Origin of the sequence: Cytobacillus gottheilii (assembly GCF_018582665.1) — a bacterium.
GTDB lineage: Bacteria > Bacillota > Bacilli > Bacillales > Cytobacillaceae > Cytobacillus > Cytobacillus gottheilii.
Window position 1 is genome coordinate 3,305,541 of sequence record NZ_CP071709.1, and the last position, 23,891, is coordinate 3,329,431.

The following is a 23,891-nucleotide window of genomic DNA, read 5'->3' on the forward strand; positions in this document are numbered from 1 at the left end:
GCAAAAATCACTTAGAAAGCTAATTTTATACATTTAAGACCGCTGTTTTGCTTTCTTTTAAGTAAATGACACGATTAACAGCATTTAAGTAGGCTTTTGCCGAAGCTTCAAGAACATCCTGTGCTAAGCCTCTTCCGCTTGACTCTTGCCCTTCATATTGAAGACTCACATATACTTGTGCTAACGCGTCTCTGCCTGCACCAACAGACTGAATACGGTAATCAAGTAAATGAACTTCGCCTGTAATACATTTTTCGAGCGTATTATAAAGTGCCTCAATCGAGCCAGCACCTGTTGCGGCTTCCTGCAGCATTTCATTTTGTTTGCCGGATAAAGTGACAGTCGCTGTAGGAATTTGATTTGTGCCGTATTGAACCTGTATTTGCATCAGCTCATAGAAGCGCTGGTCTTTAGAGAGCTTTTCTTCAAGTACGATAGCGGCCAGGTCATCATCGGTCATTTCCTTTTTCCGATCTGCCAAATCCTTAAAGATGGTGAAAAGAGCTGGAATTTCTTCATCAGGAACAGTTAAACCAAGCTCCTGAAGACGGTTTTTAAACGCATGTTTGCCGGAATGTTTGCCTAACACCATCGCATTTGAATGGAAACCAACAAGTTCTGGTGAAATGATTTCATAGGTTGACTTGTTTTTAAGGACGCCATCCTGATGAATGCCTGATTCGTGGGCAAATGCATTTTTACCGACAACCGCTTTATTAGCTGGAACCGTCATTCCTGTAAGCTTGCTGACGAGACTGCTCGTGCGGCTGATTTCCTGCAGATTCATAGCAGTGCTCGCTCCATAAAAATCCTTTCTAATATGAAGAGCAACCGCAAATTCCTCTAATGCTGCATTGCCAGCTCGTTCTCCGATGCCGTTGATCGTTCCTTCCACCTGTGTTGCTCCGTTTTCAACAGCGGCAAGTGAATTGGCAATTGCCATTCCTAAATCGTCGTGGCAATGTGCAGAAAGATGTACTTTATCAATAGAAGGAACATGTTCTCTTAAGTAAGAAAAGATACGTCCATACTCAGCTGGAGTTCCATAGCCTACTGTATCTGGAATGTTTATAATGTTCGCTCCCGCCCTAATCACCTTTTCAATAATTTCTGCTAAAAAAGGAAGCTCTGTTCTGGAAGCATCCTCTGCAGACCATTGAATGATCGGGAACATTTTGGAAGCATATTCTACTGCTTCGACAGCTGCTGCAATGACTTCTTCTTTTGATTTTTTCAATTTATATTCTCTATGAATAGGAGAAGTTGCCAGGAATGTATGAAGACGCGGTTCTGCACCCTCTTTTAATGATTCCCATGCTGCATCAATATCCGATTTAACGGCTCTTGCCAAACCTGTTACAGAAGCGCTGCGGATGGTTTTGGCGATTTGCTCAACAGAAGCAAAGTCGCCTTTAGAAGCTGCAGGAAAACCAGCTTCAATAATATCCACATTTAATCTTTCAAGCTGTTTGGCAATTTCGAGCTTTTCTGAGAAATTCAAGTTTACTCCAGCTGACTGTTCTCCATCTCTCAAAGTTGTATCGAATATTTTAATGGTTCGCACTGACAGCCACTTCTTTCTTTTGTTTATTTTTTTGCACGAATGGCATCATTTTTCTTAACTCCTTACCAACAATTTCAATTTGATGCTGTTTTTCACTTTCGTTAACCGCGTTAAACACTGGGCGATTTGCCTGATTTTCAAGAATCCAGCCTTTCGCAAATTTACCTTGCTGGATGTCCGTTAAGATGCTTTTCATTTCTTCTTTTACTCTTGCATCCACTACTCGAGGTCCGCTGACAAAATCACCCCATTGTGCTGTGTCTGATATTGAATAGCGCATCCCCTCTAATCCGCCCTCATACATTAAATCAACAATCAGCTTAAGCTCATGCAAACATTCAAAATAAGCTAGTTCTGGCTGATATCCTGCCTCTGTTAATGTTTCAAACCCTGCTTTTACTAAAGAAGTTAGTCCTCCGCACAGAACCGCCTGTTCTCCAAATAAGTCTGTTTCTGTTTCTTCTTTAAAGGTTGTTTCTAAACCGCCTGCTCTTAACGATCCAATGGCTCTGGCATATGCTAAAGCAAGCTCTCTCGCTTCGCCTGTTACATCCTGATAGACCGCAAATAGAGCTGGCACCCCTGCACCTTCTTCGTATGTTCTGCGTACAAGATGACCAGGTCCTTTAGGTGCTACTAATAACACATCACTTTCCTCAGGAGGAACAATTTGATTGAAATGAATGTTGAAGCCATGTGCAAACATTAAAGCCTGGTTTGTCAAATTAGGCTCAATTTCTTCTTTATACACCTTCGTCTGCTGCTCATCAGGCAACAGGATCATGACTACATCAGCTTGTGCTACTGCTTCGCTTACAGGATAGACAGCAAATCCATCTGCTTCTGCTTTATTCCAGGAATTACCTTTGCGCAGTCCAATCACAACTTCTACACCGCTGTCACGCATGTTTAAAGAATGTGCATGCCCTTGTGATCCGTAACCAATTACTGCAACCTTTTTCCCGTTTAAGTATTCTGCATTTGCATCTCCGTTATAGTACATTTTCGCCATTTTTCATTCTCCTCTTCTATTGTTTTATGGTTTTAAATTATTTAGAAAGTGCTTGAACATTTTTATAAAATCGATACCTGTTTCGGCGGTGCACTTCTTTGCGTCCCTCGAGGGAAAGCGGTTGTGCCCGTTCTTGCCAGCTCTTTAATTCCATAAGGACTAATTAGTTCTATAAAAGCTTCGATTTTTTCAGATTCGCCAGTAATTTGAATGACCATGCTTTCTTTACTTACATCAATAACTGATGCTCTAAAAGGTTCTATTAACGAATATAATTCATTTCTTGTCTGCGGAGCTGACTGCACTTTGATTAAGGCCAATTCTCTTGCGACAATAGACTGGTCTGTAATATCCGTTACCTTGATCACATCAATTTGCTTATTTAGCTGTTTAGTAATCTGCTCGCTCGCTTTTTCATCCTCGACATGTATAACACATGTGATTCTGGACATGCCTTCAAGTTCAGAGTGGCCAACAGAAATGCTTTCAATATTATAATTTCGTTTCGAAAATAGGTTGGTCACTCGATTAAGCACCCCTGGCCGATTCATTACGGTCAGGCAGATGATTCTTCTCACGGTTTAACACCTTCCATTTCATGGAGCCCCTTACCAGGAGCGATCATCGGAAATACATTTTCATTTGGATCAATCCGCAAATCGATTAATACTGGTTCGTTACATGTTAATAGGTGTTTTAATTCATTTTCCGCTTGTTCCTTTGTATCAATTAAAACCCCTTTTATGTCATAGGCTTCTGCTAGTTTTACAAATGATGGCTGTGAAGAAAACTTACTATGAGAAAAACGCGACTCATAAAAGATTTCCTGCCATTGGCGCACCATTCCAAGAGCCTGGTTATTCAAGACAACGATTTTAATTGGCAGGTTCATCTCACGAATAACGGCTAATTCCTGCGTACACATCTGAAAGCCGCCATCTCCAAGAACCGCAATTACATTCCGCTTTGGATCAGCGAGCTGTGCCCCAATGCTTGCTGGCAAACCGAAGCCCATTGTTCCTAATCCTCCTGATGTGACCCAGCGATTCGCTTCGTTAAATCGATAATATTGCGCTGCCCACATTTGATGCTGCCCTACATCTGTGACAACAATCGCCTCTCCATTTGTAAAAGAGTGAATAAGCTCCATTGCCTTTTGCGGCTTCACCTCAAGTGATGTTTGGTCATAATGGTATGGAAACTCTTCTTGCCACTCCTCTAGCTGTTTCATCCATTCATCATGGACTGGCGGTTTGCCTTCTCCATTCACAAGTTCCTGCAGTGCTTCTTTTGCATCAGCAACAATCGGAATAAGCGTTTCAACATTTTTGCCAATCTCTGCAGGATCAATATCAATATGAGCGACAGATGCATGTGGAGCAAAATGCTTCAGGTTACCGGTAAGCCGATCATCAAAGCGGGCACCGATATTAATAAGCAAATCGCATTTTGATAGTGCCATATTGGCCGTATAACAGCCATGCATGCCTGCCATGCCGATAAATAGAGGATGTTCTGCCGGAAATCCGCCTAAGCCAAGCAAAGTATGAATAACCGGGAGCTTCTGCTGCTCTGCGTAGGCTTTTAATGCGTGCATTGCTTTTGCATGAAGAACGCCCGCCCCTGCTAATATAACTGGCTTTTTTGCTTTGCTGACTGCTTCAATCAGCTTTCTGATCTGCAAATAATTCGGATGTTTGGTTGGCTGATAACCCGGAAGATGGATTTCTGCCTCTTCCTGCATTTCAGCTGGAGCAGCTGCGATATCTTTTGGTATGTCAATTAAAACCGGACCAGGTCTGCCGCTGGAAGCAATGTAAAAGGCTTCCTTTACAATTTTAGGTATGTCCTCCGCTTTTCGAACTTGGTAGTTATACTTGGTAATCGGTGTAGTAATCCCTAAAACATCTGCTTCCTGGAAAGCATCTGTACCAATAACTCCTGTAGCAACCTGGCCGGTGAATACAACTAGCGGCAGTGAATCCATCATGGCATCCGCAAGTCCAGTCACAATATTGGTTGCACCTGGTCCAGAAGTGGCAATAACAACGCCTGGTTTGCCGGATATTCTTGCATAGCCTTCTGCTGCATGAATGCCTCCTTGCTCATGCCTCGGTAAAACATGCAGAATCTTTGACGAATAAATCTTGTCATAGATGGGGAGCACTGCTCCTCCAGGATAGCCAAATATGACTTCAACTCCCTCTCTTTCCAAGGCATCTAATAACAAATCGGAACCTGTTATTGACCGTGTATTCTCCGCTTTAACCTCGGGTAACGCAGCTCCCTGCAACATGAATGAAAATCCTCCTCTTTTAAAAAATAAAAAGCCTTCTCATCCCTTTATCCAGATTTCTGGAAAACAAGGGATGAAAAGGCTTGAAAACCTGTTCCACGGTACCACCCTGATTCACGTATAATACGTGCTCTCATTTTGTTTGATAACGGGTGCAGCTACCCGGCAGGTCTTACTAAAAGGTTCAGACCCGCACTCAGAGGTGAGTTCATTTTATGCTGGATTACCGGATTTCAGCATCCCCGGCTCTCTGTAAAATCCTGTTCATAAAATTACTTGTCCTCATCATTGATTTTATCGATTCAACACTTTAAACCGTTAAATTTTTAGGTTAAAAAAATGACAGTTTTTCAAAGTGAAAACGTCTTGCTGTGTTTGTGTTATTTGTGTAATTTGTTTTATTGAGGACTATCTTACCCGCATTTACCAGCATCGTCAATAGCATTTTTTAAATTATTTGATAATTTAGATTAGTCAATTTAATTGGATGCGCTTTCATTGTTGTTAGCTTCCCATTCTTGTTGGACAAAATTTTTTGAAAAAATTTTGTAATTTTGAACTTAGCGCTTCAATGTTTTCTCAATAATTACCAAAAATATATTTTATTTGTAATGACTGGGTGGTAGTCTTTAGTTAGATATAGATCTGTTATTTGAAGAGGGAAGGTGAGCATATGAAAGCAGCACAAAGCATACTAGCAACATGGGAAAAATTTAACGACTTTCCTATGGAGACTTTAACAAAAATTTGGGTTTATAACAGTGCAAGCACCAAAAAACAACGAGCACTTTCTCTTATGAAAGAGCATAGAGAGCAATATGGGATGTCAGGGAATTGTTTTGATCTTGCAATCTGGCTTTTAGATGAATTTAAAAAAGATGGTGTACACGCCTATCCGATCGGGGATCAGCTTATGACAGAAGATGCTCATGCAGCTGTCATCGCAGTGTGCGAGGAAGGAAAAAGATACTACTGTGATTTAGGCGATCAATGGATTACCCCGATTTTAATAGATTCGGAGTGCGAGGATTTTACAAATGAAAGACTGTCTGGTTTCTTTCCTGGCGCACAAGTGCAGGTTCACACTGCCAAAGATACATTTCAAATCCTCTATCACCGGCCAAATGGAAAAACGTCCAAACAAGTCTTTGACCCGAAACCCGTGGGTATGGATTTCTTTCTACACGCTGCTGAACTTTCGCAGAATACAATCAGTTCAAAACCACAAGTAGAATGCAGAGTACCATATGATTCTGAAATCGCTCATTGGGAGTTTTATAACTGGGAGAGTTTTTTAAGCACAAATGACGGTTTGTTTCTTGAGCCAACATTAGTGCGCATAGAAGATTGGGTGGAGAGGATATTTGAGAGGACGGGATATAACCGTGAGATATTAGTGGATGTCCTTAAATTGTATAAAAATATGAAAAAGTATTAGATCTCAGGCAGAAGGAACAGTTGTATAGGTGTGTATGTTCCCGCGAGACGGCTTTTCGGGGCGGGGCGGGCACTTAGCAGGCGTGTTAGTTCCCTTCAGAACTCTTTTGCCAGTGCGACGGGCACTTAGCAGACATGTTAGTTCCCTTCAGACCTCTATTTGCAGTGTGACAGGCACTTAGCAGACATGTTAGTTCCCTTCAGAACTCTTTTGGCTGTGTGACGGGCACTTAACAGACATGTTAGTTCCCTTCAGAACTCTTTTGGCGGTGCGACGGGCACTTAGATGGCGTATAAGTTCCCTTTAGGACACTTATTGCTGTGTGACGGGCACTTAGCAGACATGTTAGTTCCCTTCAGATCCCTTTGGGCGGTGTGACGGGCACTTAGGTGGCGTATAAGTTCCCTTTAGGACACTTATTGCTGTGCGACGGGCACTTAGCAGACATGTTAGTTCCCTTCAGACCTCTTTTGGCTGTGCGACGGGCACTTAGCAGGTGCACACACTGTTTCCAATAAGGCTTATCTGTAGATTAAAATTTTGGATGATTGTATAAACACACTCCATTTTGGTCATACAAAGCCACTGCGACCAAGTGAAATTCGGGCCAATATTGCGTTTTCTGCTATTCCTTCAAAGACATTAAATTCATTTATATTCAATTGCACAAACCTTTACATTCTCCCAAATAGAATTCCAATTCTTCTTTCTCATTCGATTATTATAAATGGCCATTCTCTCATTTCCCTCCAAATAATAGGGAGTTGGCCTTACTTTTAGGTTCAAGACATCATCAATTCCCCATGGTGCAGTTAATAATAGATTGTCTTTCTCGTCTAACTTAACGCCTAAAGCTGTTACCGATTCAGGAAACTTGGAGATGCCATCTGTGGAGGATGTATAGGGCGGCATATCATTTAACACATGCATTCTGGCCTGATTCTTAACAGACCAAGGTATTCCCGCTACAAGCTGGTTAAGCTTTCTCTCCAATTCTTTTTCTTCGGATTCATCTATATTAGATGGATTATAGTAGATGACATCAATATCAGGCAGCGGTGTTCTCTCTTGGTAGGTATGTAAGGTATCCCATATTTTTGAGCGCACAAATCCAGCACAAATCCACCAATCTGGCAGCTGTAAGGATTGAACCGCTTTTAGGAGATTCATCATCCAGTGATCTTCCCGGATCAGTTCAAGAATGTCTTCTTCTGTTTTCATGATATATGTCCCCTTTTCAACTAAAAATCAACTTAATACTTATTCTATCTATGTTGATCAAGCTCCTGTATAATCAGGAAACAAGAAATGTGAATAATTGTTTAATAATTCAAATATTTGGTATAATCAAATTGTAAATGCTGGTTTGGAAAGCGAGGGAATAGGTTTCTAACATTTTCACAGTAATAATGTTAATAATATGTTTAAACTTTTATAATAAGGGTAAAGGATAATGTTATATCTTTGTCTAAGGATCTGAACCAGGGACTTCCGGCAAATTACATATGATATTAAATGGAAAAGAACTAATACCAATCTTATAGTAAAGCAATAGTCATTTTACCTTCATAACGGAGTGCATTGGCTGGATCCTTTTATAAAGAAACTAACATTAGCAAAGAACTTCATCAATAGGGGTTCGGTAAATTTGTATTTTTATATGCACAAGAATTGGGGGAGAGCTTTCGGTGGAATTAATGTCCAACATCAGTAAAGAAGTACAATCATTTATACAAGAAAATGGTAATAAGTTTGAGGAGCAGCTTTTATCTGAAGCTGTGAACGTGTCTACGAAAATAAAAGACATCTTAAATACCGGAAATATTGATTTATTAAAAAATGCAAGGAAGCTCATCACTTGTGTCCTTGAACAAAGAGATGAGGAATTAACAGCCTTTGCAAAACAGGAAGGCATCGCATGGGCATCTCACTCTTTGACCCTTTCGTTAAAATTAGAATGGGTACAGGCAATAAGACGAACCTTATGGCTATCCATAAACAAACTGGACGCGATTAAACAGATGACAATAGATCGAGATGATTTCTATGAATTAGAAAAGCTTATAAACGATCGAATCGACCAGTTCCTCAATACATTTTTTCTTAACTATTCATCCTACAAAGATGAAATGCTGCAAAAACAAAGAAATATGGTCGAACATCTATCAGTTCCGATCATTCCTGTAAGAGAACATGTTTCTGTTCTTCCTCTCATTGGATCAATCGATTCCTATAGAGTGCGGATCATTGAGGAAAAGGTTCTAAATGAAATTGCAAGCTCGCGAATCCAAACGCTGATCCTGGATCTTTCAGGCGTTGCTTTGATGGAAATGGATGTCATTGATCAATTCGAAAAAATATTAGCAGGCATAGCCATGATGGGATGCAAAGCTGTTCTGACTGGTTTACGTCCAGACCTTGTAAGAAGAATGGTCCATGCGGGAATCCGCTTCGATAAAAATGCAGATACAAGAGGAACACTTCAGGATACGCTGAGGGAATATATTTAAACAATCGAGACCGCTGAGAGGCGGTCTTTTGTTATGCATTTTTTATGTTGGGAATGAGGTAGCAAAAGCAGCAAGTATATTTCAATATCCTAATGGTAAATCTCTAAAATCACTAGCCATTTTTACTAGCTTTGATTGATTATTTTTAGCAGGAGTGAGCCTTAAAGTAACCGATTCCTTCAGATTCTTGGGATCAAGATAGTAACATTCATCAGTCTGAGGACAATAAATGCAGTAAATATCGACCTCTTCCTTATCAACTGGTTTACTGATGGCACCTGTACTTTTATAATATGATGAGCGAAACCTTACTTCAAGATTACCTCTATGATTCATATTTCTAAACTTAACTTGAACACGCTTAAATGATCCATCTTTATAAATAACCAAGTCAAATGGAGCATGTTCAGTTAGAGGTAACATCACCATAAAACCTTTCTGATAAAGATCAACTTGTGCCTTTAAAACACCTAAATCTCCTTTGTTTTTTGTATGGTGTTGCATTGTAAGCTCTCCCTTCTAAATGATAATCAGCACCTAAGAAGAAGAATCACTGTTTGCAGAACCTTAAATTGACTGAAGCAGAAAAGTATGAATGCAAAGTTGTGAAGAATGTTGAAGAAAAATAAAAAAAGATGCTAACACAATTTCTAATCTGTGTTAGCATCCTTTTTCTGTACAATTAATGACGTCCCAGGAGAGATTCGAACTCCCGACCGACGGCTTAGCTTACCACTATGACTTTCGTCACCAAACAAGTTTTGTTTGTGGTCTGGACTATATCTTCACCATTTCAGGTGCGACACGTATAGTCTCTACGGATCCTCACGATGATCAAGAGTGATCATTATTTAAAATTCCTACCACTAACATTGTTAGTCATTCAGAATTTCTCACCCTAAGGTTAGGCGTAAGTTTCCTCGGTATTACCATCAGCATATCTGTTAAGGCTTCACCGATACAGTGTCGTCCACTCTAAAAGTTTCTGTTTCCTTATAGAGGCTCCTATTTTCTTGAAGGCCGTTGCTCTATCCTGCTGAGCTACTGGGACATATTTAAATGTTAACGTCCTCTTGAGGACAATATTTATTATATTAAAGTAATAATTAAAAGTCAACATTTTTTTAGAAAAAAATTCTTTATGAGGGAAGTGTTAGCTTCCCTCAATTATTATATGCGATTCTTCACTCATTTGGAAGGGAGAAGTTACGACAAAGCTCGTCTAATTTCTCACCATCTGTATCATACACGTCAAGCTGCAGCTCTGTTTGATCGATCGTTAAGATGACATATGTTTTCTCTACACGTCCCCGCGGCATGGAGATGCTGCCAGGGTTGATAAAAAGAATATCATCAATCATTTCAGCGCCAAGCTGGTGTGAGTGACCAAAGCAAACGATATTGGCACTTTTCTCTCGTGCCCGGTATGACAGATTCATCAGTGACGACTTAACAGAATGCAAATGGCCATGTACCGTTAACACCTTTAAGCCATCTGCCAGGCTCATGATCTCCTCGGAGTAGCCGCCATAAAAATCACAGTTTCCCCGGACAGCAGTGAAACCTTTCATTGCTGGATGATTTGGCTCAAGCTCAGAATCTCCACAGTGGATCATGATGGCACAATTCTGATGACGTTCCTTAATTGACACCAATTCATCTGTTAGTCCATGGCTGTCACTTAAAATAAGGATTTTCATTTCCTATCAGCTCCTGGAAAAAGAACTGGCAGCATGTCCTCCAGCTTTCTTAAAGCATTCGCACGGTGGCTGATTTCACTCTTTTCATCCGGCTCAAGCTCTGCCATGGCTTTTCCTTTTTCAGTGCAGAAAAAGATTGGATCATAGCCAAATCCAAAGCTTCCACGTTTTTCCGTTAAAATGGAACCTTCACATGTACCCGCTACTGTCTCTGTTTCTTTTCCTGGAACTGCAACGGCTAAAGCGCAGTAAAAACGGCTCGTTCTCTCAGCTTGGGGAACATCCTTTAACTCCTCTAGGACCTTATCCATGTTGGCATCGTCGTTTTTTGCTTCTCCAGCATAGCGTGCAGAATAGATTCCAGGTCTGCCATCTAATGCATCGATCATAAGTCCTGAATCGTCGGCAATGACAATTTTATTAAGAGCTTTTGATACTGCCTCTGCTTTTAAAATCGCATTTTCCTCAAATGTACTTCCCGTTTCCTCAATATCCTCAAATTCAGGATAATCCAGTAAGGTTTTCACTTCATAGCCAAGCGGCAAAAACATGCGTTTGAATTCTTTGGCTTTTCCTGCATTTTTGGTTGCGATGATTACTTCTTGCATGCTTGCTTCTCTCCCTCTATGTTTATTTCTTATTTCTTAATCTTCCCTGTTATCTCTTCCCCTAAAGCTTCTTTTTGCAGTTCAAATAGCTCAGAGATACCGTCCTGTCCTGCTTTTAACATTTCCTGGAGCTGATTATATGAAAATGTTGATTCTTCTCCTGTTCCTTGAAGCTCAACAAATTCCCCATTCCCCGTCATAACAATATTCATATCCACTTTTGCGCTAGAGTCCTCAATATAATTCAAATCAACAACAGCCTGATCATTTGTTAAAATACCAACACTTGTGGCAGCCAGAAAGTCATGGATAGGAAATTTTGACAGTTTCTTTTGGCTGTGTAGCTTGTTAATCGCCTGCGTCATGGCAACAAAGGCACCTGTGATTGATGCGGTTCTTGTCCCGCCGTCCGCCTGGATGACATCACAATCCAGCCAGATTGTTCTTTCGCCAAGCGCATCTAAATCGATAACCGCTCTTAAAGCCCGTCCGATTAAGCGCTGAATTTCCATAGTTCGGCCGGAAACTTTGCCTTTAGAAGATTCTCGAATATTGCGCTGATCAGTTGCGCGCGGAAGCATGGAATATTCTGCTGTAATCCAGCCTTTTCCTTGTCCTCGTAAAAACGGAGGCACTCGTTCATCAATACTTGCCGTACAGATTACTTTTGTATCGCCAACAGTAATAAGCACAGAGCCTTCAGGATGCTTCAAATAGTTTGTATCAATATGTATAGGCCGCAATTGCAGCGGTTGTCGTCCATCATTTCGCAATGGTACATTTCCCCCTCAAGTCATTTTCACTACTAGTATGAATCCAATAAAAAGAGGCGGCAATATTTGCCTACCTCTTTTATTGTTACTATATAGTATATCAAAAACTCATTTTTAAAAACTACCTGTGTTCACTTTTTCTGGACGTGTTACAGGCTCCGTAATGATTTCGCCGTTTTCATTTGAGAAACCAGCTTCGCCATTCACCGTAATGGCGACACTTTCAACACCATTTTGTTCTGTTAAGGACAGTACCAATGCATTCATTAAATGCTGGGAGATCATTTTCTCTTCATCATCGAAGGTACTGTAAATGGCTTCATTAAAGTTTAATGTCACTGTCCCATTTTCTACTTTCGGTTCATCCAGCAGCTGTACATCATTGTTCATGTCCATTAACAGATTAGAACCATAGTTTGGCCCATCTGCAAGCTCATTTACGACTGCAACTACATTATCATTTGTTTCATTGCTGATCCGTTTTGTAACAGGAACATAGTAATAATTATCCTCTGCTCCTCCGAGGTAATAAACAGTCACTGGCTTCGTATTTGTAATATCAATAACATCACTTGCATCCAGATTAATGCCGCTCGCTCTTGTAAGCGACTCGCCAATTGGTGTTCCATTAACAGGCATTTCTGTCATCTCATTGCCGTTTAGCGTCAGCTTCACTTCATCAATCGTATCAAATTGAGTAAGTGTCCATGTTATGGAATCGAGGATTCTCATTTCATCCTCTGGCTGATAGTTATTAAACTCCTTCGAAAAATCAACAGTTGCTACTCCATCTTTTACATTCACAGACAATTTTGTATCTGCAGGCAATACAGCTTTAAAATCATTTGGAAGCAGATCAGTCACTGGACCATTTTCAACTAAATATTCCAGTGCCTGTGTTGCAACTGAATTGGTTTCAGGCAGCTGCAATGTTTGCGGAACAACATAGCCATTTTTATCAACCAGGTATAGTTCAGTCTGAAGGGAACTGACTTCTTCCACTTCTTCACCTGCACCTGCTGTTTCTTCTGTAATGACTTCTCCATCCTCTGTGTATGTTACAGATTGTGGCGGATCGATCTGTTCCTTCTCATCGCCGCCAAATAATCCGCACCCAGTTAATAATGCGGATGACACAACCACAGCTGATACTATTGTCCATTTTTTATTTATTGACATGAAATTTCCCTCCTAAGACAGTTTGTACTACATGTATACGAGCCTATTTGTAATTTAGACCGTCTTTGGAGAGAAAATCTTGAATTGTTTTATGACAATTTTGGACAAACAGAAGCTTTTAAGCTAATTCATGTTTTGTCAGAACAGCTTTAATGGTAAAATAATCTGCCAGTTCACCAAGCTCTTCTTTAATCGGCTTCAGCTTTTCATGACCGACTTTTGAGGCAGCAACTAATACCTCGTTTTCTAGTTCTTCATCAAAAAGCATGTCCCAGTCAATGGGCTTGCCTTCCTTTATAGCTTTGAAAATATGATTCTGAATAGTCATCGATGAAAAGTTGCGTTCTTTGGCAATCTCTTTTATAGACATATTGTCCATATACATATTGTATGAAAGAATATGACTCGCAACATCAGTATCTCCACTGCTTTTGACAGAGCTTGAAGAACTGGATGGTACAGCAGCAGGAGCTGGTGTAATTTCGGGATTATCTTGTAAAAAGCTTTGAATCTCACCTAAGAAAGTTTCACCGTATTTTTCATATTTGGCTTGTCCGACACCTTTAACCTGCAGCATTTCAGCCTTATCTCGAGGAAAATATGTGCACATTTCCCTTAAAGCCGTATCTGCAAACACAACATAAGGAGGTATTTTTTCACGATCTGCAATCTCTTTCCTTAACGCCCGCAGTCTTGTAAATAACTCTTCATTTTCAGCACCTTCCACACGTTCTGGAGCCAATGCAATTTTCATATGAATGCTCGTTTCTCCTTTTAAAGCAGGAAGTGCTTGTGCTGATAGTTTCACGACGGGATATTTACCGTCTGTCAGCTGCAGATAGCCTCCTGCAAGCAGGAAATTAATGATGTCTGTAATTTCTTTTTCCTTGCGGTTTTTTAATAAACCATAGGTTGATAGATTCTGAAAACCTAATTCTTTTATTCTTTTATTAGAGGATCCTTTTAACACTTGTGCTGTTAACGTCACTCCAAATCGTTCTTCCATTCTCTTAACACATGAAAAGATCATGAGAGCTTCGCTGGTAATGTCGACACTTTCCCGCTGATCCTTACAATTGCTGCATTTTCCGCAATTCTCTGCAGATGTATCGCCAAAATATTCAACAATATACGATTGCAGACATTTTTCTGTATGACAATAATGAGTCATTTGCTTTAATTTAAAATATTCCTGTTCCTTCATCGTGTAATCAAGGTTCGATTCTTCAATGAGGAATTTCTGAAGCTGAATATCCTGCGGTGCAAACAGCAGGATACATTCACTTTCTTCGCCATCACGTCCGGCTCTCCCTGCTTCCTGATAATACGCTTCAATATTGCGGGGCATATTATAGTGAATAACATAGCGGACATTCGATTTATCAATACCCATTCCAAAAGCATTCGTTGCAACCATCAGTTCCACTTCATCATATACAAAACGATTTTGCTCGTTCTTTCTTTCCTGTTCAGAAAGTCCTGCATGATATTTTGCCGTTTTAACATTCTTGCCATTTAAAAATGTATACAGCTGATCCGCTTCTTTTCGGCTTGATGTATAAATGATCCCTGATTGATTCTTATGCTTGAGGACATAGCTTTCAATATAATCCCGTTTATTGACGCCTTTCATAATATGAAAAGACAAGTTGTCACGCGAAAAGCCTGTAATAATCGTATTTTCGTCGCGAATATCAAGCAGACGGCAGATATCCTGCTCCACTTCCTTTGTCGCTGTCGCTGTCAATGCCATAATGACCGGACTGGAAGAAAGCTGTTCAATATTCTGAATGATCGACCGGTAGCTTGGCCGGAAATCATGTCCCCATTGCGAAATACAATGGGCTTCATCAAAAACAATCATAGAGATATCAATTGAATTCAGCAGTCCGATAAATGAAGGCGATTCAAAACGTTCAGGAGCTGCATAAAGAAGCTTGTAATCTCCATTTCGCAGGGAATAAACCGTATCTTCATATTCATTTCTGGATAAGGAACTGTTAATAAAAGCAGCGGGGATTCCAGCAGCAGTCAGTGCATCAACCTGATCCTTCATTAAGGAGATAAGCGGGGAAATGACGATTGTGGTTCCCGTCTTTACTAAGGCAGGAATTTGAAAGCAGATGGACTTTCCTCCTCCAGTCGGAAGTATGCCTAATGTGTGTTCATTGTTTAAAACACGCTTGATCAGCTCTTCCTGGCCAGCCCGGAAAGTGGAGTAGCCAAAGTATTGCTGCAGATGCTGATATGCTTCAGTTAACAAACAAATCATCCTTTCTTTTCATTTCAACTTTTTAGACCTATTTAGAAAAAAACAACCTCTATAAATGAGTGGATCATGATAGAGGTGTTTTCTGTTCATTATGATAGATGTACTTTCTCAACAATTGGCTTCTCAATTTCCAGCCATTTAGATGAGATCTTGGAGAAAATTGCCGGTGACCCTGTTGTAAAGAAATGATAAATTGGCTTCTGCTCACCTTCAATTAATTGGCCAAGATGATGCAGAATCGTACTCGCTTCTCTGGCTGTTTCTTCCCCCGAACTAATTACTTTAACTGACTTTCCCATATACTCTTTTACCAATTGCTCCAGCAATGGATAATGGGTGCAGCCTAAAACAAGCGTATCAAGCTGATAATCTTTTAACGGGGCCAATGTTTCCGCTACAATTTTTCTCGGTATTTCACCTTCGTATTCTCCACTTTCAACCAGCGGTACAAACTTGGGACATGCTAAGCCAAATACCTCCGATTTACTGGAGATTTTTTTAATGGCCTTTTCATATGCCTTGCTTTTAATCGTTCCCTCGGTTCCAATAATACCAATTCGATGGTTATTGGTGACTTTCATAGCTGTTCTGGCTCCGGGAGCAATGACGCCGAGCACAGGGATTGACAATTCTGCCCGGATTTCTTCTAATGCGACTGCTGTAGCCGTATTGCAGGCAATGATCAGCATTTTCATATTTTTCTCAAGCAGAAATCGGGTCATTTGCCATGTGAACTCTTTAACTTCAGCACCTGTTCGCGGACCATATGGACAGCGTGCTGTGTCCCCAAGGTAGATAATATTCTCGTTTGGCAGCTGTCGCATAATTTCCTTTGCCACGGTCAATCCGCCAACTCCCGAATCAATAACCCCTATCGGTCTATTCCTCAAAACTTACCGCCTCATTCTTTCGCCATATCTTGGTGTAATCGATTTAGATTTTTGCTTAACTGCATCACTTCTTCATCCGAATAATGGTTAAGCAGATCCAATAAATAAGCTTGTCGCTTCCTAATCACTTCTTCAATAATTCTTTCGCCTTCCTCGAGAAGATGAATACGAACAACTCTGCGATCATTAGGATCTTTTACTCTTTTCACAAGTTCGCTCTTCTCCATACGATCAACCAGATCCGTTGTTGTACTGAACGCTAAGAACATTTTATTAGAAAGCTCGCCAATTGTCATATCTCCATCCTCAAGCAGCCATTGCAGAGCAATAAACTGTGGAGGGGTAATGGTATAATTACTTAAGATTTCCCGGCCTTTTTGCTTCACAATACCAGCTATATAACGCAAATCTTTTTCTATATTCGCAACTACGTCGTTTACGCCGTTTCCTTTTAAATCCTCAAGCTCCATTCCATACACTCCTATGTAGTTTTAACAGACCCATATTTCGCCCCATTAGATTAATTTTCGCTTTTTTTTAGAGAAAATTCAAGAACGAATACCTATATGGAAGAAAATAATTGTATTTCGCAGTGCATTTCGAAGCTGTTTTATAATGGGATCATGCAGATTAAGGGATGAGGACATCTCTATGTATCTGAAAAACTGTCCATAAACATCATAACCGGCAATCCGATGACGAATTGCCGGTCTTGATTAAAGTTCTAGCTCTCCCATTCGAAGGAGCTCTACAACAGCTTGTGAACGCCCCTTTACACCAAGCTTTTGCATGGCATTCGAAATATGATTCCGAACCGTCTTTTCGCTTATAAATAATTCACCAGCGATTTCACGCGTAGTTTTATCTTGGACTAACAGTTCGAATACTTCTCTTTCGCGTTTAGTGAGTAATGGCTTGTGAGTATATTCATTCTCCTTCAAGTATTGTAACCCTCCTTGCCTTTCGCCAGCTATGAATCGCGGGGTGGGTATATATTTAGTCACCATATCATATGTACATATCAGATATGAAGTGACTACAAATAACCATCAAAGAAGGTTTATTTTTAGGGAACTTTTCTTTCAATAAACCACTGTATCTATTTGATCTATTCACCCGCGGCAATGACCTATTACTTGGTAGCTTTTCGCCTTTTTTATGATATGTATATGGAGGGAGAATGGTACCAAGGATTGTATAACTGTATAGTCAAAAACTGTATCACCCTATAAAGACGGTTAAAATTAATTTGAGTAATTACAACAATAAACCGTGTGATTTTCACGTAAAACTTTGATAATTAATCCCCTGGAAATATTCATCTTTTTTTACTTTTTTATACTTTTATAAATCCAACAAATATCTAATTAATTTATACGCTGAAACAATATGTATCAATAAATACCTAGGAAACCCTATTTTTACACGTTATAAGATTTTCCAGTTTATCATTATTTTCTAATTTAAACTTCTTTTCACATTAACAACAAGATCTGGTGTTTCGGTTACTTCTCTTTAGATAAGTTCCTGCTTTATTTTTCCTAATTTTACTTATCAAATTTCCGCCTCAGATTTGATACTCATTGTATCAATAACTGCTTTTTGATACTTTTTTTTATAATAACTTTATTTAGATACTTATTGTATCTATAATAAAGTTATAAACGGTAGATGGAGTAATTTTCTAAGCTTGGAAATAGACTTAGGGAATTGCTTGGTAACAGATCACAAGAATACGTTTCTAATAAAATTGGTATCTCAAGATCGAGATTATCTCATTGAAACTAGCAGAAGTGAACCGATTCAGAAACCTTAAAAAACTTGATGATTTTTATCATATCTCAACTGACTATCTGCTTTACACTTCTGATACATCTTCAAGACCTCTTGCTTCCCAGAATGATAGTCTTGTATTAAAGGTGCTAATAATCAGAAGATATTAAGATAATGTTATCCCTTGAAGACATCCAAATTTTAAAAGAGTTGAAAAAGCATACATTTTTATTTAATGAAATTAAGGTCAACACTGAAAATTAAAGAACTTATTAAGCTTTTGAGAGTAAAAAAATTATGGTTAGATAACATTGACAAAGGTCCTGGCTATGGATTTGGAAATATAGAAGATTAGATAGCACGATCACATATAGATCGTGCATGCTTTTAACCTACATATGGTAACAATGTACTACTTTTCTATATATAGGAGGAAAGAGAGGTGATTTGGCATGCACCTAACTTCTTTAAGCACATCATCAATTAGATGATTGGGAACTCCGTGCCGATAAAGTTCTTTCACAATTTGAATGACTGTTTCCAGGTGAGATTGACATATATGAAATCAAGATATAAATGGTGTAAAAATAATACCATTATGTCCAAAAATTTATTGAGGTTGATACCGGCTACAAAACTATTAATCACTTAAATGCATTCTAAATCCATAAAAGCAGGACCGGCGAGGGAGTATTGAGAGGTTTTAAACTGGAGCTTTAGCTTTAAAGGATGAGAGCACTTTAAGGTTATATATAGAAACACTATCTCACAATAATCTAAGGGGAAAAGGGGAAAGAATAATGACAGCAATTGCTATTATCGGTTTTTTTGTATTTTTATTTTCGCTAGCTTATGCAATTTTTCATTTTATCCGGAGAATCAAAGATCGAAACAAGGTTTTTTCAAAAAAACTGTTTTTACCTTCGTTCATAGGCGGATTCCTTATGCTAATAATCGGAGGATCCTATATAGACACTGGTTTGCAAGATCAGTTAACCGAAGCATTACAAGCTAATGAAATGTTATCTTCAGAGAACAAGGAATTAAAAGCTGAAATGAAAGTTCTTCAAGTAAGCGTTGAAGATCTAACTGCTGCTAAAGAAGATTTGGATAAGGAATTAAATGAAGTATCCACTAAAGTTGAAGCAGCGGAAAAAGCTGAACAACAACTTAATGAGCAAAAAGATGCTTTTGATACAGAAAAAGCTGATCTTACAAAACAAATTACAGACCTTCAGGAGAAAAATAAGTCATTAGACAGCGAAGTAAGCAGCCTTAAGGGACAGCTAGCGTCTAGAAATACGTCAACTTCTACAGCTAGCAACAACTCTTCTGCCAGTACCTCGAGTCAATCGACTTCGACTGCTGCAGCGACTGTAATAAATGAAAGCTTTGCAAACTGCACTGAATTAAGAAAAGTTTATCCGAACGGTGTTTCCTCTGATCATTCTGCTTATCAGTCTAAGATGGACAGAGATAAGGATAATTGGGCTTGTGAAAGGTAAAAACTCTTTAACACTTATCTTTCAATAAAAATAGTTATATGAATAAATTTTACTAACAAACTTATTAACCATTTAATTCATGACATATGTCTAATTAAAAATCTCAAAATATATATTATACGAGTAAGGTACCTTAAAGCAGTGGAAAAAACGTTATTCCTTTCTTCTGAGTTTCTAGCGTAAATTATGATTATTATAAAAAAATGCCTGTCACAGTATTTTGACAGGCTTATGTATACTTACTATTTAACATTCATCTACAGGCTCACGCTTCATTCCAGCAAGCATCTCCCGCATTTCCTCTGTCCATGGAACACCTTTTCCGGTTTTTTTCGAAATTTGCACCATCGTTCCTCTTCCGGTCAGAACGGTGTCTTCCTTATTATTTTTACCCATATAGTGAATATCCACCGAGGATCCACCGATTGCTGCAGCTTTTACATAGATTTTCAGCTGTTCATCAAAAAATACCTGTTGCACAAAATCGCATTGCAGATCAGCAACAACAGGAATACATTCTTCTTCTGGCTCCAGCCAATTCTGCATGAAGCCGAGACTTTTAAAAAATTCAATTCTTGCTGATTCAAAATAAACAAAAGGAACCGTATTATTCAAATGACCAAACATATCCGTTTCATTAAATCTTACTTTTGTTTCATAGAAGAAAGAAAATTCCTTTTCCCATTGGCTAATATCTTTTATGTAAGTTTTGTTCCTCATCTTAATCCCCCTTTTAAAATGAATAACTATTCACTTTTCTATTTTAACATAATTTCACAGTTCTTCGTTAGTAAAAACTTTTTGGATCCTTCCTTCTGTTCTGGGTGAGACAGGACTATACTCCTCTAGGTACTCCGCTAATATTTCATAATCCAGAAATGGCGTTTCAATGATGTTCTCGTTCACTTTCTTTCTCTTAAAAATGGCATACCCTTCTCCTCCGTCTGCAAGATACGAATTAACTGCGACCGTATAAACCTTTGAAGGATTTAATAATTCATAATGATTTCCATCATTCACCCTAATAGATAGAACTCTTTTTCCTGCAGGCAATTGGGGATTAAATGCAAACCGAATGCCTGACACTTGTAAAAACTGTCCTGTGTTCCCGTCTAGTTGCGAGACACTGTGCTCGAGGATATCTCTTAATTCTGATCCTGTTATATCCACAATAGATAAGGTATTTGAAAAAGGCAGTGCAGCCATTACATCTCTCATAACAACATTTCCCTCTGGTATAGAGGTTCTTATACCGCCGCTGTTTTGAAGAGCGATCTGTGTTGGAACAACCTCATTTGCTTTTTTTAACATAGAGTCTGCAATTAGATTGCCTAAATTCGTTTCTTCTCTGCGCACATCTTCCCTTGCTCCGTTTAATGGTATGAGAGAATAGCCAACTGTTTCTTGAAGAAGGTCAACAAGCTCTTGGTCTGCTTCACTTAACTGTTTTTTAGCCCACGTATCTTCCTTAAATATGAAATTCCCTTTTGAATCCTTCGCTTGTACGTCTAAAAGTCTGCCATTCCATTTCTTGATCAATCCTTTTTCAGTAAATGAAACAGAAAGCTCACCAACATAAGCAGCATTTTCGCCCGTCTGCACAATCAATACAGGATCCTTTCCGTTATATATGACAGTTGGCTCCTCAAGCTTGGTATGCGAATGTCCGCCAACGATCATGTCTATCCCCTTAACCATTGAAGCAAGTTTTTGGTCTTCCTCAAAGCCTAAGTGAGAAAGAGCAATGATTTTATTGACCCCTAAGTGCTCTAATTGAGCTGCCATTTTTTGGGCCATTGTCAGTGCATCTTCAAAAATCAAATCTTGGTTTGGCTGGGAAATAAGAGGTGTTTCCTCTGTTGTTAGTCCGAAGATTCCAACTAACTCATCATCCACCTTTTTAATAATCGCTGGATGAATTTTTCCTGGTTGAGGATTTGCTGTTATCTTACGGACGAATAGTGGTTCAAGCAGCTGATCAGCGCTAAAATCAATATTGCTGCTCACAAATGGAAAGTTGGCTCTTTTAATAAAATCAGCCAATGCCGCTGATTTCAAGTCAAATTCGTGATTGCCAAATGTCATTGCATCATATTTTAATTTGTTCATAAAAGGGATGGAGGCAAGCCCTTTGAATTGAGAGAAATATAAAGTACCAATAAAAACATCACCGGCATTTAGTAGCAGAGTATTTTTGTTTTGAGCTCGAATACTGTTGATTACCGTAAAAAGACGAGGCATTTGTTCAAGATGGGAGTGTGTGTCATTGGTATGAATAATGGTGAAAGATACTTCCTTAGTTTTTGCTGATGTATTTGCGAGAGGCAGCGTGCAGATTACAAGTGTGATTAAGAACAGCATCATTATTTTCTTTCTCATCTCGTTAAAACTCCTTAGGTTGTAGTCGCATCTAAAGGATATAGTTCCCGAGTTGATGATTTATATAGGAGGGGGAGTGGGGAGTTCGTTTTTTGGTTACTCATTGGGTTGCAGGAATAATGATATTTAATGCTTGGCTGCTGAGATTTCTTGGGTGCGGTGGTTTGATCGCTTTAGATACCCTTTTTTCGGGGTTAGGGGGATGTGATTTTGGGTTTTGTGACACCTTTTACCTTTTTCTGGATTAAACAGGTGTGTTTATTAGCTTTACTTGACATCATTTACCTTTATCTGGATTATATAGGTGTATTTATTAGGCTTTCTTGACACCTTTTACCTTTTTCTGGATTTTACGGGTGTGTTTATTGGATTTCCGCGACACCTTTTACCTTTTTCTGGACTATACAGGTGTGTTTATTAGGTTTTCGTGACACCATTTACCTTTTTATGGACTTTACGGGTGTGTTTATTGGATTTCCGCGACACCTTTTGCCATTTTCTGGACTATACAGGTGTGTTTATTAGGTTTTCACGACACCTTTTTCCTTTTTCTGGACTTTACGGGGCTGTTTATCAGTTTTCCGCGACACCTTTTACCTTTTTCTGGACTTTACGGGTGTGTTTATCAGTTTTCCGCGACACCTTTTACCTTTTTCTGGATTTTACAGGTGTGTTTATCAGCTTTTCACGACACCTTTTACCTTTTTCTGGATTTTACAGGTGTGTTTATCAGCTTTTCACGACACCTTTTACCTTTTTCTGGACTTTACGGGTGTGTTTATCAGATTTTCACGACACCTTTTACCTTTTTCTGGACTTTACGGGGCTGTTTATCAGTTTTCCGCGACACCTTTTACCTTTTTCTGGACTATAAAGGTGTGTTTATTAGGTTTCCGCGACACCTTTTACCTTTTTCTGGACTTTACGGGTGTGTTTATTGGATTTCCGCGACACCATTTTCCTTTTTCTGGACTTTACGGGTGTGTTTATCAGGTTTCCGCGACACCATTTTCCTTTTTCTGGACTTTACGGGTGTGTTTATCAGGTTTTCGCGACACCTTTTACCTTTTTCTGGAGTACACAGGTACATTTATCAACTTTCGCAACACCCCTTACCCTTTTCTAATTTACAAAACTGTCCCCCCTACCCCTCCATCTCAAAATGCCTCTATAAAAAACCAAAAACCCTCCCCGTATTAAACGGGAAGGGCAAATTGCAGAATCAAACCGTGTCACTGCCGAAGAAGCTCTTGAATGATTGGAATGTAGTATCACGATTTAAGGCTGCGATTGATGTTGTTAAAGGAATACCTTTTGGACAAGATTGAACACAGTTTTGGGAGTTACCGCAGTTAGCAAGTCCGCCATCGCCCATGATTTGCTCCAGGCGTTCTGCTTTGTTCATTTCTCCAGTTGGATGTGCATTGAATAAACGCACTTGTGATAATGGTGCTGGTCCAATGAAATCAGATTTGCTGTTTACATTTGGACATGCTTCTAAGCATACACCGCAAGTCATACATTTTGATAGCTCGTATGCCCATTGGCGCTTTTTCTCAGGCATACGCGGCCCTGGGCCAAGATCGTAAGTTCCATCAATTGGAATCCATGCTTTTACCTTTTTCAATGAATCGAACATTCTGCTGCGGTCAACCTGAAGGTCACGCACTACAGGGAAAGTACGCATTGGCTCTAAGCGAATCGGCTGTTCCAGCTGATCAACTAGGGCTGTACAAGATTGACGCGGCTTGCCGTTAATAACCATTGAACAGGCTCCGCAAACTTCTTCCAGACAGTTCATATCCCAGTTAATCGGGGTAGTACTCTCACCTTTGGAGTTAACTGGGTTACGGCGGATTTCCATCAGCGCGGAAATGACATTCATATTTGGACGATATTCCAGCTTAAATTCTTCCTGATATGGGGTGGCATCAGGCGAATCCTGACGGCTGACAATAAACGTAACTGTTTTAGCTTGTGTCTCTTGCATGC

The 23,891-nt window shown here is 39.4% G+C and carries 20 protein-coding genes and 1 other annotated feature; of the genes, 3 read left to right on the forward strand and 17 right to left on the reverse strand.

The features are described from left to right. Nucleotides 1-25: 25 nt before the first annotated feature. The 4 genes from J1899_RS16395 to ilvB form a co-directional block, all read right to left on the reverse strand. Nucleotides 26-1,564 carry a 2-isopropylmalate synthase gene (locus J1899_RS16395; RefSeq protein WP_066443115.1) on the reverse strand — a complete coding sequence of 513 codons (1,539 nt, stop codon included), beginning with the start codon at nucleotides 1,562-1,564 and terminating at the stop codon, nucleotides 26-28. Beyond that, on the reverse strand, nucleotides 1,551-2,576 hold the full coding sequence (gene ilvC / locus J1899_RS16400) for a ketol-acid reductoisomerase (RefSeq protein ID WP_066443114.1): 1,026 nt from the start codon (nucleotides 2,574-2,576) through the stop codon (nucleotides 1,551-1,553). Before ilvC ends, J1899_RS16395 begins: the two co-directional genes overlap by 14 nt. Nucleotides 2,577-2,638: 62 nt before the next feature. Further along, a complete protein-coding gene (gene ilvN, locus J1899_RS16405; RefSeq protein WP_214475271.1) occupies nucleotides 2,639-3,154 on the reverse strand; it encodes an acetolactate synthase small subunit in 516 nt (171 codons plus the stop codon). Then, entirely contained in the window at nucleotides 3,151-4,872 is a 1,722-nt protein-coding gene (ilvB, locus tag J1899_RS16410; protein ID WP_214475273.1) for an acetolactate synthase large subunit, read from the reverse strand. Before ilvB ends, ilvN begins: the two co-directional genes overlap by 4 nt. 66 nt (nucleotides 4,873-4,938) lie before the next feature. Then, nucleotides 4,939-5,170, reverse strand: a binding site (T-box leader). 375 nt (nucleotides 5,171-5,545) lie between these two features. Here ilvB and J1899_RS16415 point away from each other — a divergent pair. After that, nucleotides 5,546-6,310 (forward strand): hypothetical protein, encoded by a 765-nt coding sequence (locus tag J1899_RS16415; RefSeq protein ID WP_214475275.1) that lies wholly within the window; start codon nucleotides 5,546-5,548, stop codon nucleotides 6,308-6,310. A 648-nt stretch (nucleotides 6,311-6,958) separates the two neighbouring features. On the opposite strand, the gene J1899_RS16420 is transcribed toward J1899_RS16415, so the two are convergent. Further along, nucleotides 6,959-7,531 carry a nucleotidyltransferase family protein gene (locus J1899_RS16420; RefSeq protein ID WP_214475277.1) on the reverse strand — a complete coding sequence of 191 codons (573 nt, stop codon included), beginning with the start codon at nucleotides 7,529-7,531 and terminating at the stop codon, nucleotides 6,959-6,961. Between the two features lie 467 nt (nucleotides 7,532-7,998). Here J1899_RS16420 and J1899_RS16425 point away from each other — a divergent pair, with 467 nt between their 5' ends. Beyond that, nucleotides 7,999-8,820: an STAS domain-containing protein gene (locus J1899_RS16425; protein ID WP_425514978.1), complete on the forward strand. Its 822-nt coding sequence runs from the start codon at nucleotides 7,999-8,001 to the stop codon at nucleotides 8,818-8,820. A gap of 81 nt (nucleotides 8,821-8,901) precedes the next feature. Here J1899_RS16425 and J1899_RS16430 read toward each other — a convergent pair whose 3' ends face one another. The 9 genes from J1899_RS16430 to J1899_RS16470 all read right to left on the reverse strand — a co-directional run bounded on the left by J1899_RS16430 (nucleotide 8,902) and on the right by J1899_RS16470 (nucleotide 17,183). Continuing rightward, nucleotides 8,902-9,324 carry a group I intron-associated PD-(D/E)XK endonuclease gene (locus J1899_RS16430; RefSeq protein ID WP_066443109.1) on the reverse strand — a complete coding sequence of 141 codons (423 nt, stop codon included), beginning with the start codon at nucleotides 9,322-9,324 and terminating at the stop codon, nucleotides 8,902-8,904. Between the two features lie 680 nt (nucleotides 9,325-10,004). Next, the gene (locus J1899_RS16435) at nucleotides 10,005-10,520 is read right to left on the reverse strand and encodes a metallophosphoesterase (protein WP_214475279.1); all 516 of its coding nucleotides are present in this window, start codon (nucleotides 10,518-10,520) and stop codon (nucleotides 10,005-10,007) included. Beyond that, nucleotides 10,517-11,128, reverse strand: coding sequence for an XTP/dITP diphosphatase (locus J1899_RS16440; protein ID WP_214475280.1), 612 nt, complete (start codon nucleotides 11,126-11,128; stop codon nucleotides 10,517-10,519). Before J1899_RS16440 ends, J1899_RS16435 begins: the two co-directional genes overlap by 4 nt. A 29-nt stretch (nucleotides 11,129-11,157) precedes the next feature. After that, nucleotides 11,158-11,901 carry a ribonuclease PH gene (gene rph / locus J1899_RS16445; protein ID WP_066443106.1) on the reverse strand — a complete coding sequence of 248 codons (744 nt, stop codon included), beginning with the start codon at nucleotides 11,899-11,901 and terminating at the stop codon, nucleotides 11,158-11,160. Between the two features lie 114 nt (nucleotides 11,902-12,015). Then, complete coding sequence (locus J1899_RS16450; RefSeq protein WP_214475283.1) at nucleotides 12,016-13,080, reverse strand: GerMN domain-containing protein; 1,065 nt, start codon at nucleotides 13,078-13,080, stop codon at nucleotides 12,016-12,018. 118 nt (nucleotides 13,081-13,198) lie between these two features. Further along, nucleotides 13,199-15,352 carry a DNA helicase RecQ gene (gene recQ, locus J1899_RS16455; protein ID WP_246586504.1) on the reverse strand — a complete coding sequence of 718 codons (2,154 nt, stop codon included), beginning with the start codon at nucleotides 15,350-15,352 and terminating at the stop codon, nucleotides 13,199-13,201. A gap of 89 nt (nucleotides 15,353-15,441) precedes the next feature. Continuing rightward, a complete protein-coding gene (racE, locus tag J1899_RS16460; RefSeq protein WP_214475287.1) occupies nucleotides 15,442-16,242 on the reverse strand; it encodes a glutamate racemase in 801 nt (266 codons plus the stop codon). Between the two features lie 11 nt (nucleotides 16,243-16,253). Continuing rightward, nucleotides 16,254-16,712: a MarR family winged helix-turn-helix transcriptional regulator gene (locus tag J1899_RS16465; RefSeq protein WP_066443102.1), complete on the reverse strand. Its 459-nt coding sequence runs from the start codon at nucleotides 16,710-16,712 to the stop codon at nucleotides 16,254-16,256. A gap of 246 nt (nucleotides 16,713-16,958) precedes the next feature. After that, nucleotides 16,959-17,183 carry a helix-turn-helix domain-containing protein gene (locus tag J1899_RS16470; RefSeq protein ID WP_009333184.1) on the reverse strand — a complete coding sequence of 75 codons (225 nt, stop codon included), beginning with the start codon at nucleotides 17,181-17,183 and terminating at the stop codon, nucleotides 16,959-16,961. Between the two features lie 1,632 nt (nucleotides 17,184-18,815). On the opposite strand from J1899_RS16470, the gene J1899_RS16475 reads away from it, so the two are divergent. Beyond that, a complete protein-coding gene (locus J1899_RS16475) occupies nucleotides 18,816-19,520 on the forward strand; it encodes an excalibur calcium-binding domain-containing protein (RefSeq protein ID WP_214475289.1) in 705 nt (234 codons plus the stop codon). 246 nt (nucleotides 19,521-19,766) lie between these two features. Here the strand turns inward: J1899_RS16475 and J1899_RS16480 are convergent, their stop codons facing one another. The 3 genes from J1899_RS16480 to sdhB form a co-directional block, all read right to left on the reverse strand. Beyond that, nucleotides 19,767-20,240, reverse strand: coding sequence for an acyl-CoA thioesterase (locus tag J1899_RS16480; protein ID WP_214475291.1), 474 nt, complete (start codon nucleotides 20,238-20,240; stop codon nucleotides 19,767-19,769). 54 nt (nucleotides 20,241-20,294) lie between these two features. Continuing rightward, on the reverse strand, nucleotides 20,295-21,899 hold the full coding sequence (locus tag J1899_RS16485; protein WP_214475293.1) for a bifunctional metallophosphatase/5'-nucleotidase: 1,605 nt from the start codon (nucleotides 21,897-21,899) through the stop codon (nucleotides 20,295-20,297). A 1,222-nt stretch (nucleotides 21,900-23,121) separates the two neighbouring features. Continuing rightward, entirely contained in the window at nucleotides 23,122-23,889 is a 768-nt protein-coding gene (gene sdhB, locus J1899_RS16490; RefSeq protein ID WP_066443099.1) for a succinate dehydrogenase iron-sulfur subunit, read from the reverse strand. Between the last annotated feature and the right edge of the window lie 2 nt (nucleotides 23,890-23,891).

What these genes read in the sequence shown, in the direction of transcription:
- ilvC (WP_066443114.1), bottom strand. Translation starts at nt 2,576, where the DNA reads ATGGCGAAAATGTACTATAACGGAGATGCAAATGCAGAATACTTAAAC.
- ilvB (WP_214475273.1), bottom strand. Translation starts at nt 4,872, where the DNA reads ATGTTGCAGGGAGCTGCGTTACCCGAGGTTAAAGCGGAGAATACACGG.
- J1899_RS16415 (WP_214475275.1), top strand. Translation starts at nt 5,546, where the DNA reads ATGAAAGCAGCACAAAGCATACTAGCAACATGGGAAAAATTTAACGAC.
- J1899_RS16420 (WP_214475277.1), bottom strand. Translation starts at nt 7,531, where the DNA reads ATGAAAACAGAAGAAGACATTCTTGAACTGATCCGGGAAGATCACTGG.
- J1899_RS16430 (WP_066443109.1), bottom strand. Translation starts at nt 9,324, where the DNA reads ATGCAACACCATACAAAAAACAAAGGAGATTTAGGTGTTTTAAAGGCA.
- J1899_RS16435 (WP_214475279.1), bottom strand. Translation starts at nt 10,520, where the DNA reads ATGAAAATCCTTATTTTAAGTGACAGCCATGGACTAACAGATGAATTG.
- J1899_RS16440 (WP_214475280.1), bottom strand. Translation starts at nt 11,128, where the DNA reads ATGCAAGAAGTAATCATCGCAACCAAAAATGCAGGAAAAGCCAAAGAA.
- J1899_RS16450 (WP_214475283.1), bottom strand. Translation starts at nt 13,080, where the DNA reads ATGTCAATAAATAAAAAATGGACAATAGTATCAGCTGTGGTTGTGTCA.
- recQ (WP_246586504.1), bottom strand. Translation starts at nt 15,352, where the DNA reads ATGATTTGTTTGTTAACTGAAGCATATCAGCATCTGCAGCAATACTTT.
- J1899_RS16465 (WP_066443102.1), bottom strand. Translation starts at nt 16,712, where the DNA reads ATGGAGCTTGAGGATTTAAAAGGAAACGGCGTAAACGACGTAGTTGCG.
- J1899_RS16475 (WP_214475289.1), top strand. Translation starts at nt 18,816, where the DNA reads ATGACAGCAATTGCTATTATCGGTTTTTTTGTATTTTTATTTTCGCTA.
- J1899_RS16480 (WP_214475291.1), bottom strand. Translation starts at nt 20,240, where the DNA reads ATGAGGAACAAAACTTACATAAAAGATATTAGCCAATGGGAAAAGGAA.
- J1899_RS16485 (WP_214475293.1), bottom strand. Translation starts at nt 21,899, where the DNA reads ATGAGAAAGAAAATAATGATGCTGTTCTTAATCACACTTGTAATCTGC.
- sdhB (WP_066443099.1), bottom strand. Translation starts at nt 23,889, where the DNA reads ATGCAAGAGACACAAGCTAAAACAGTTACGTTTATTGTCAGCCGTCAG.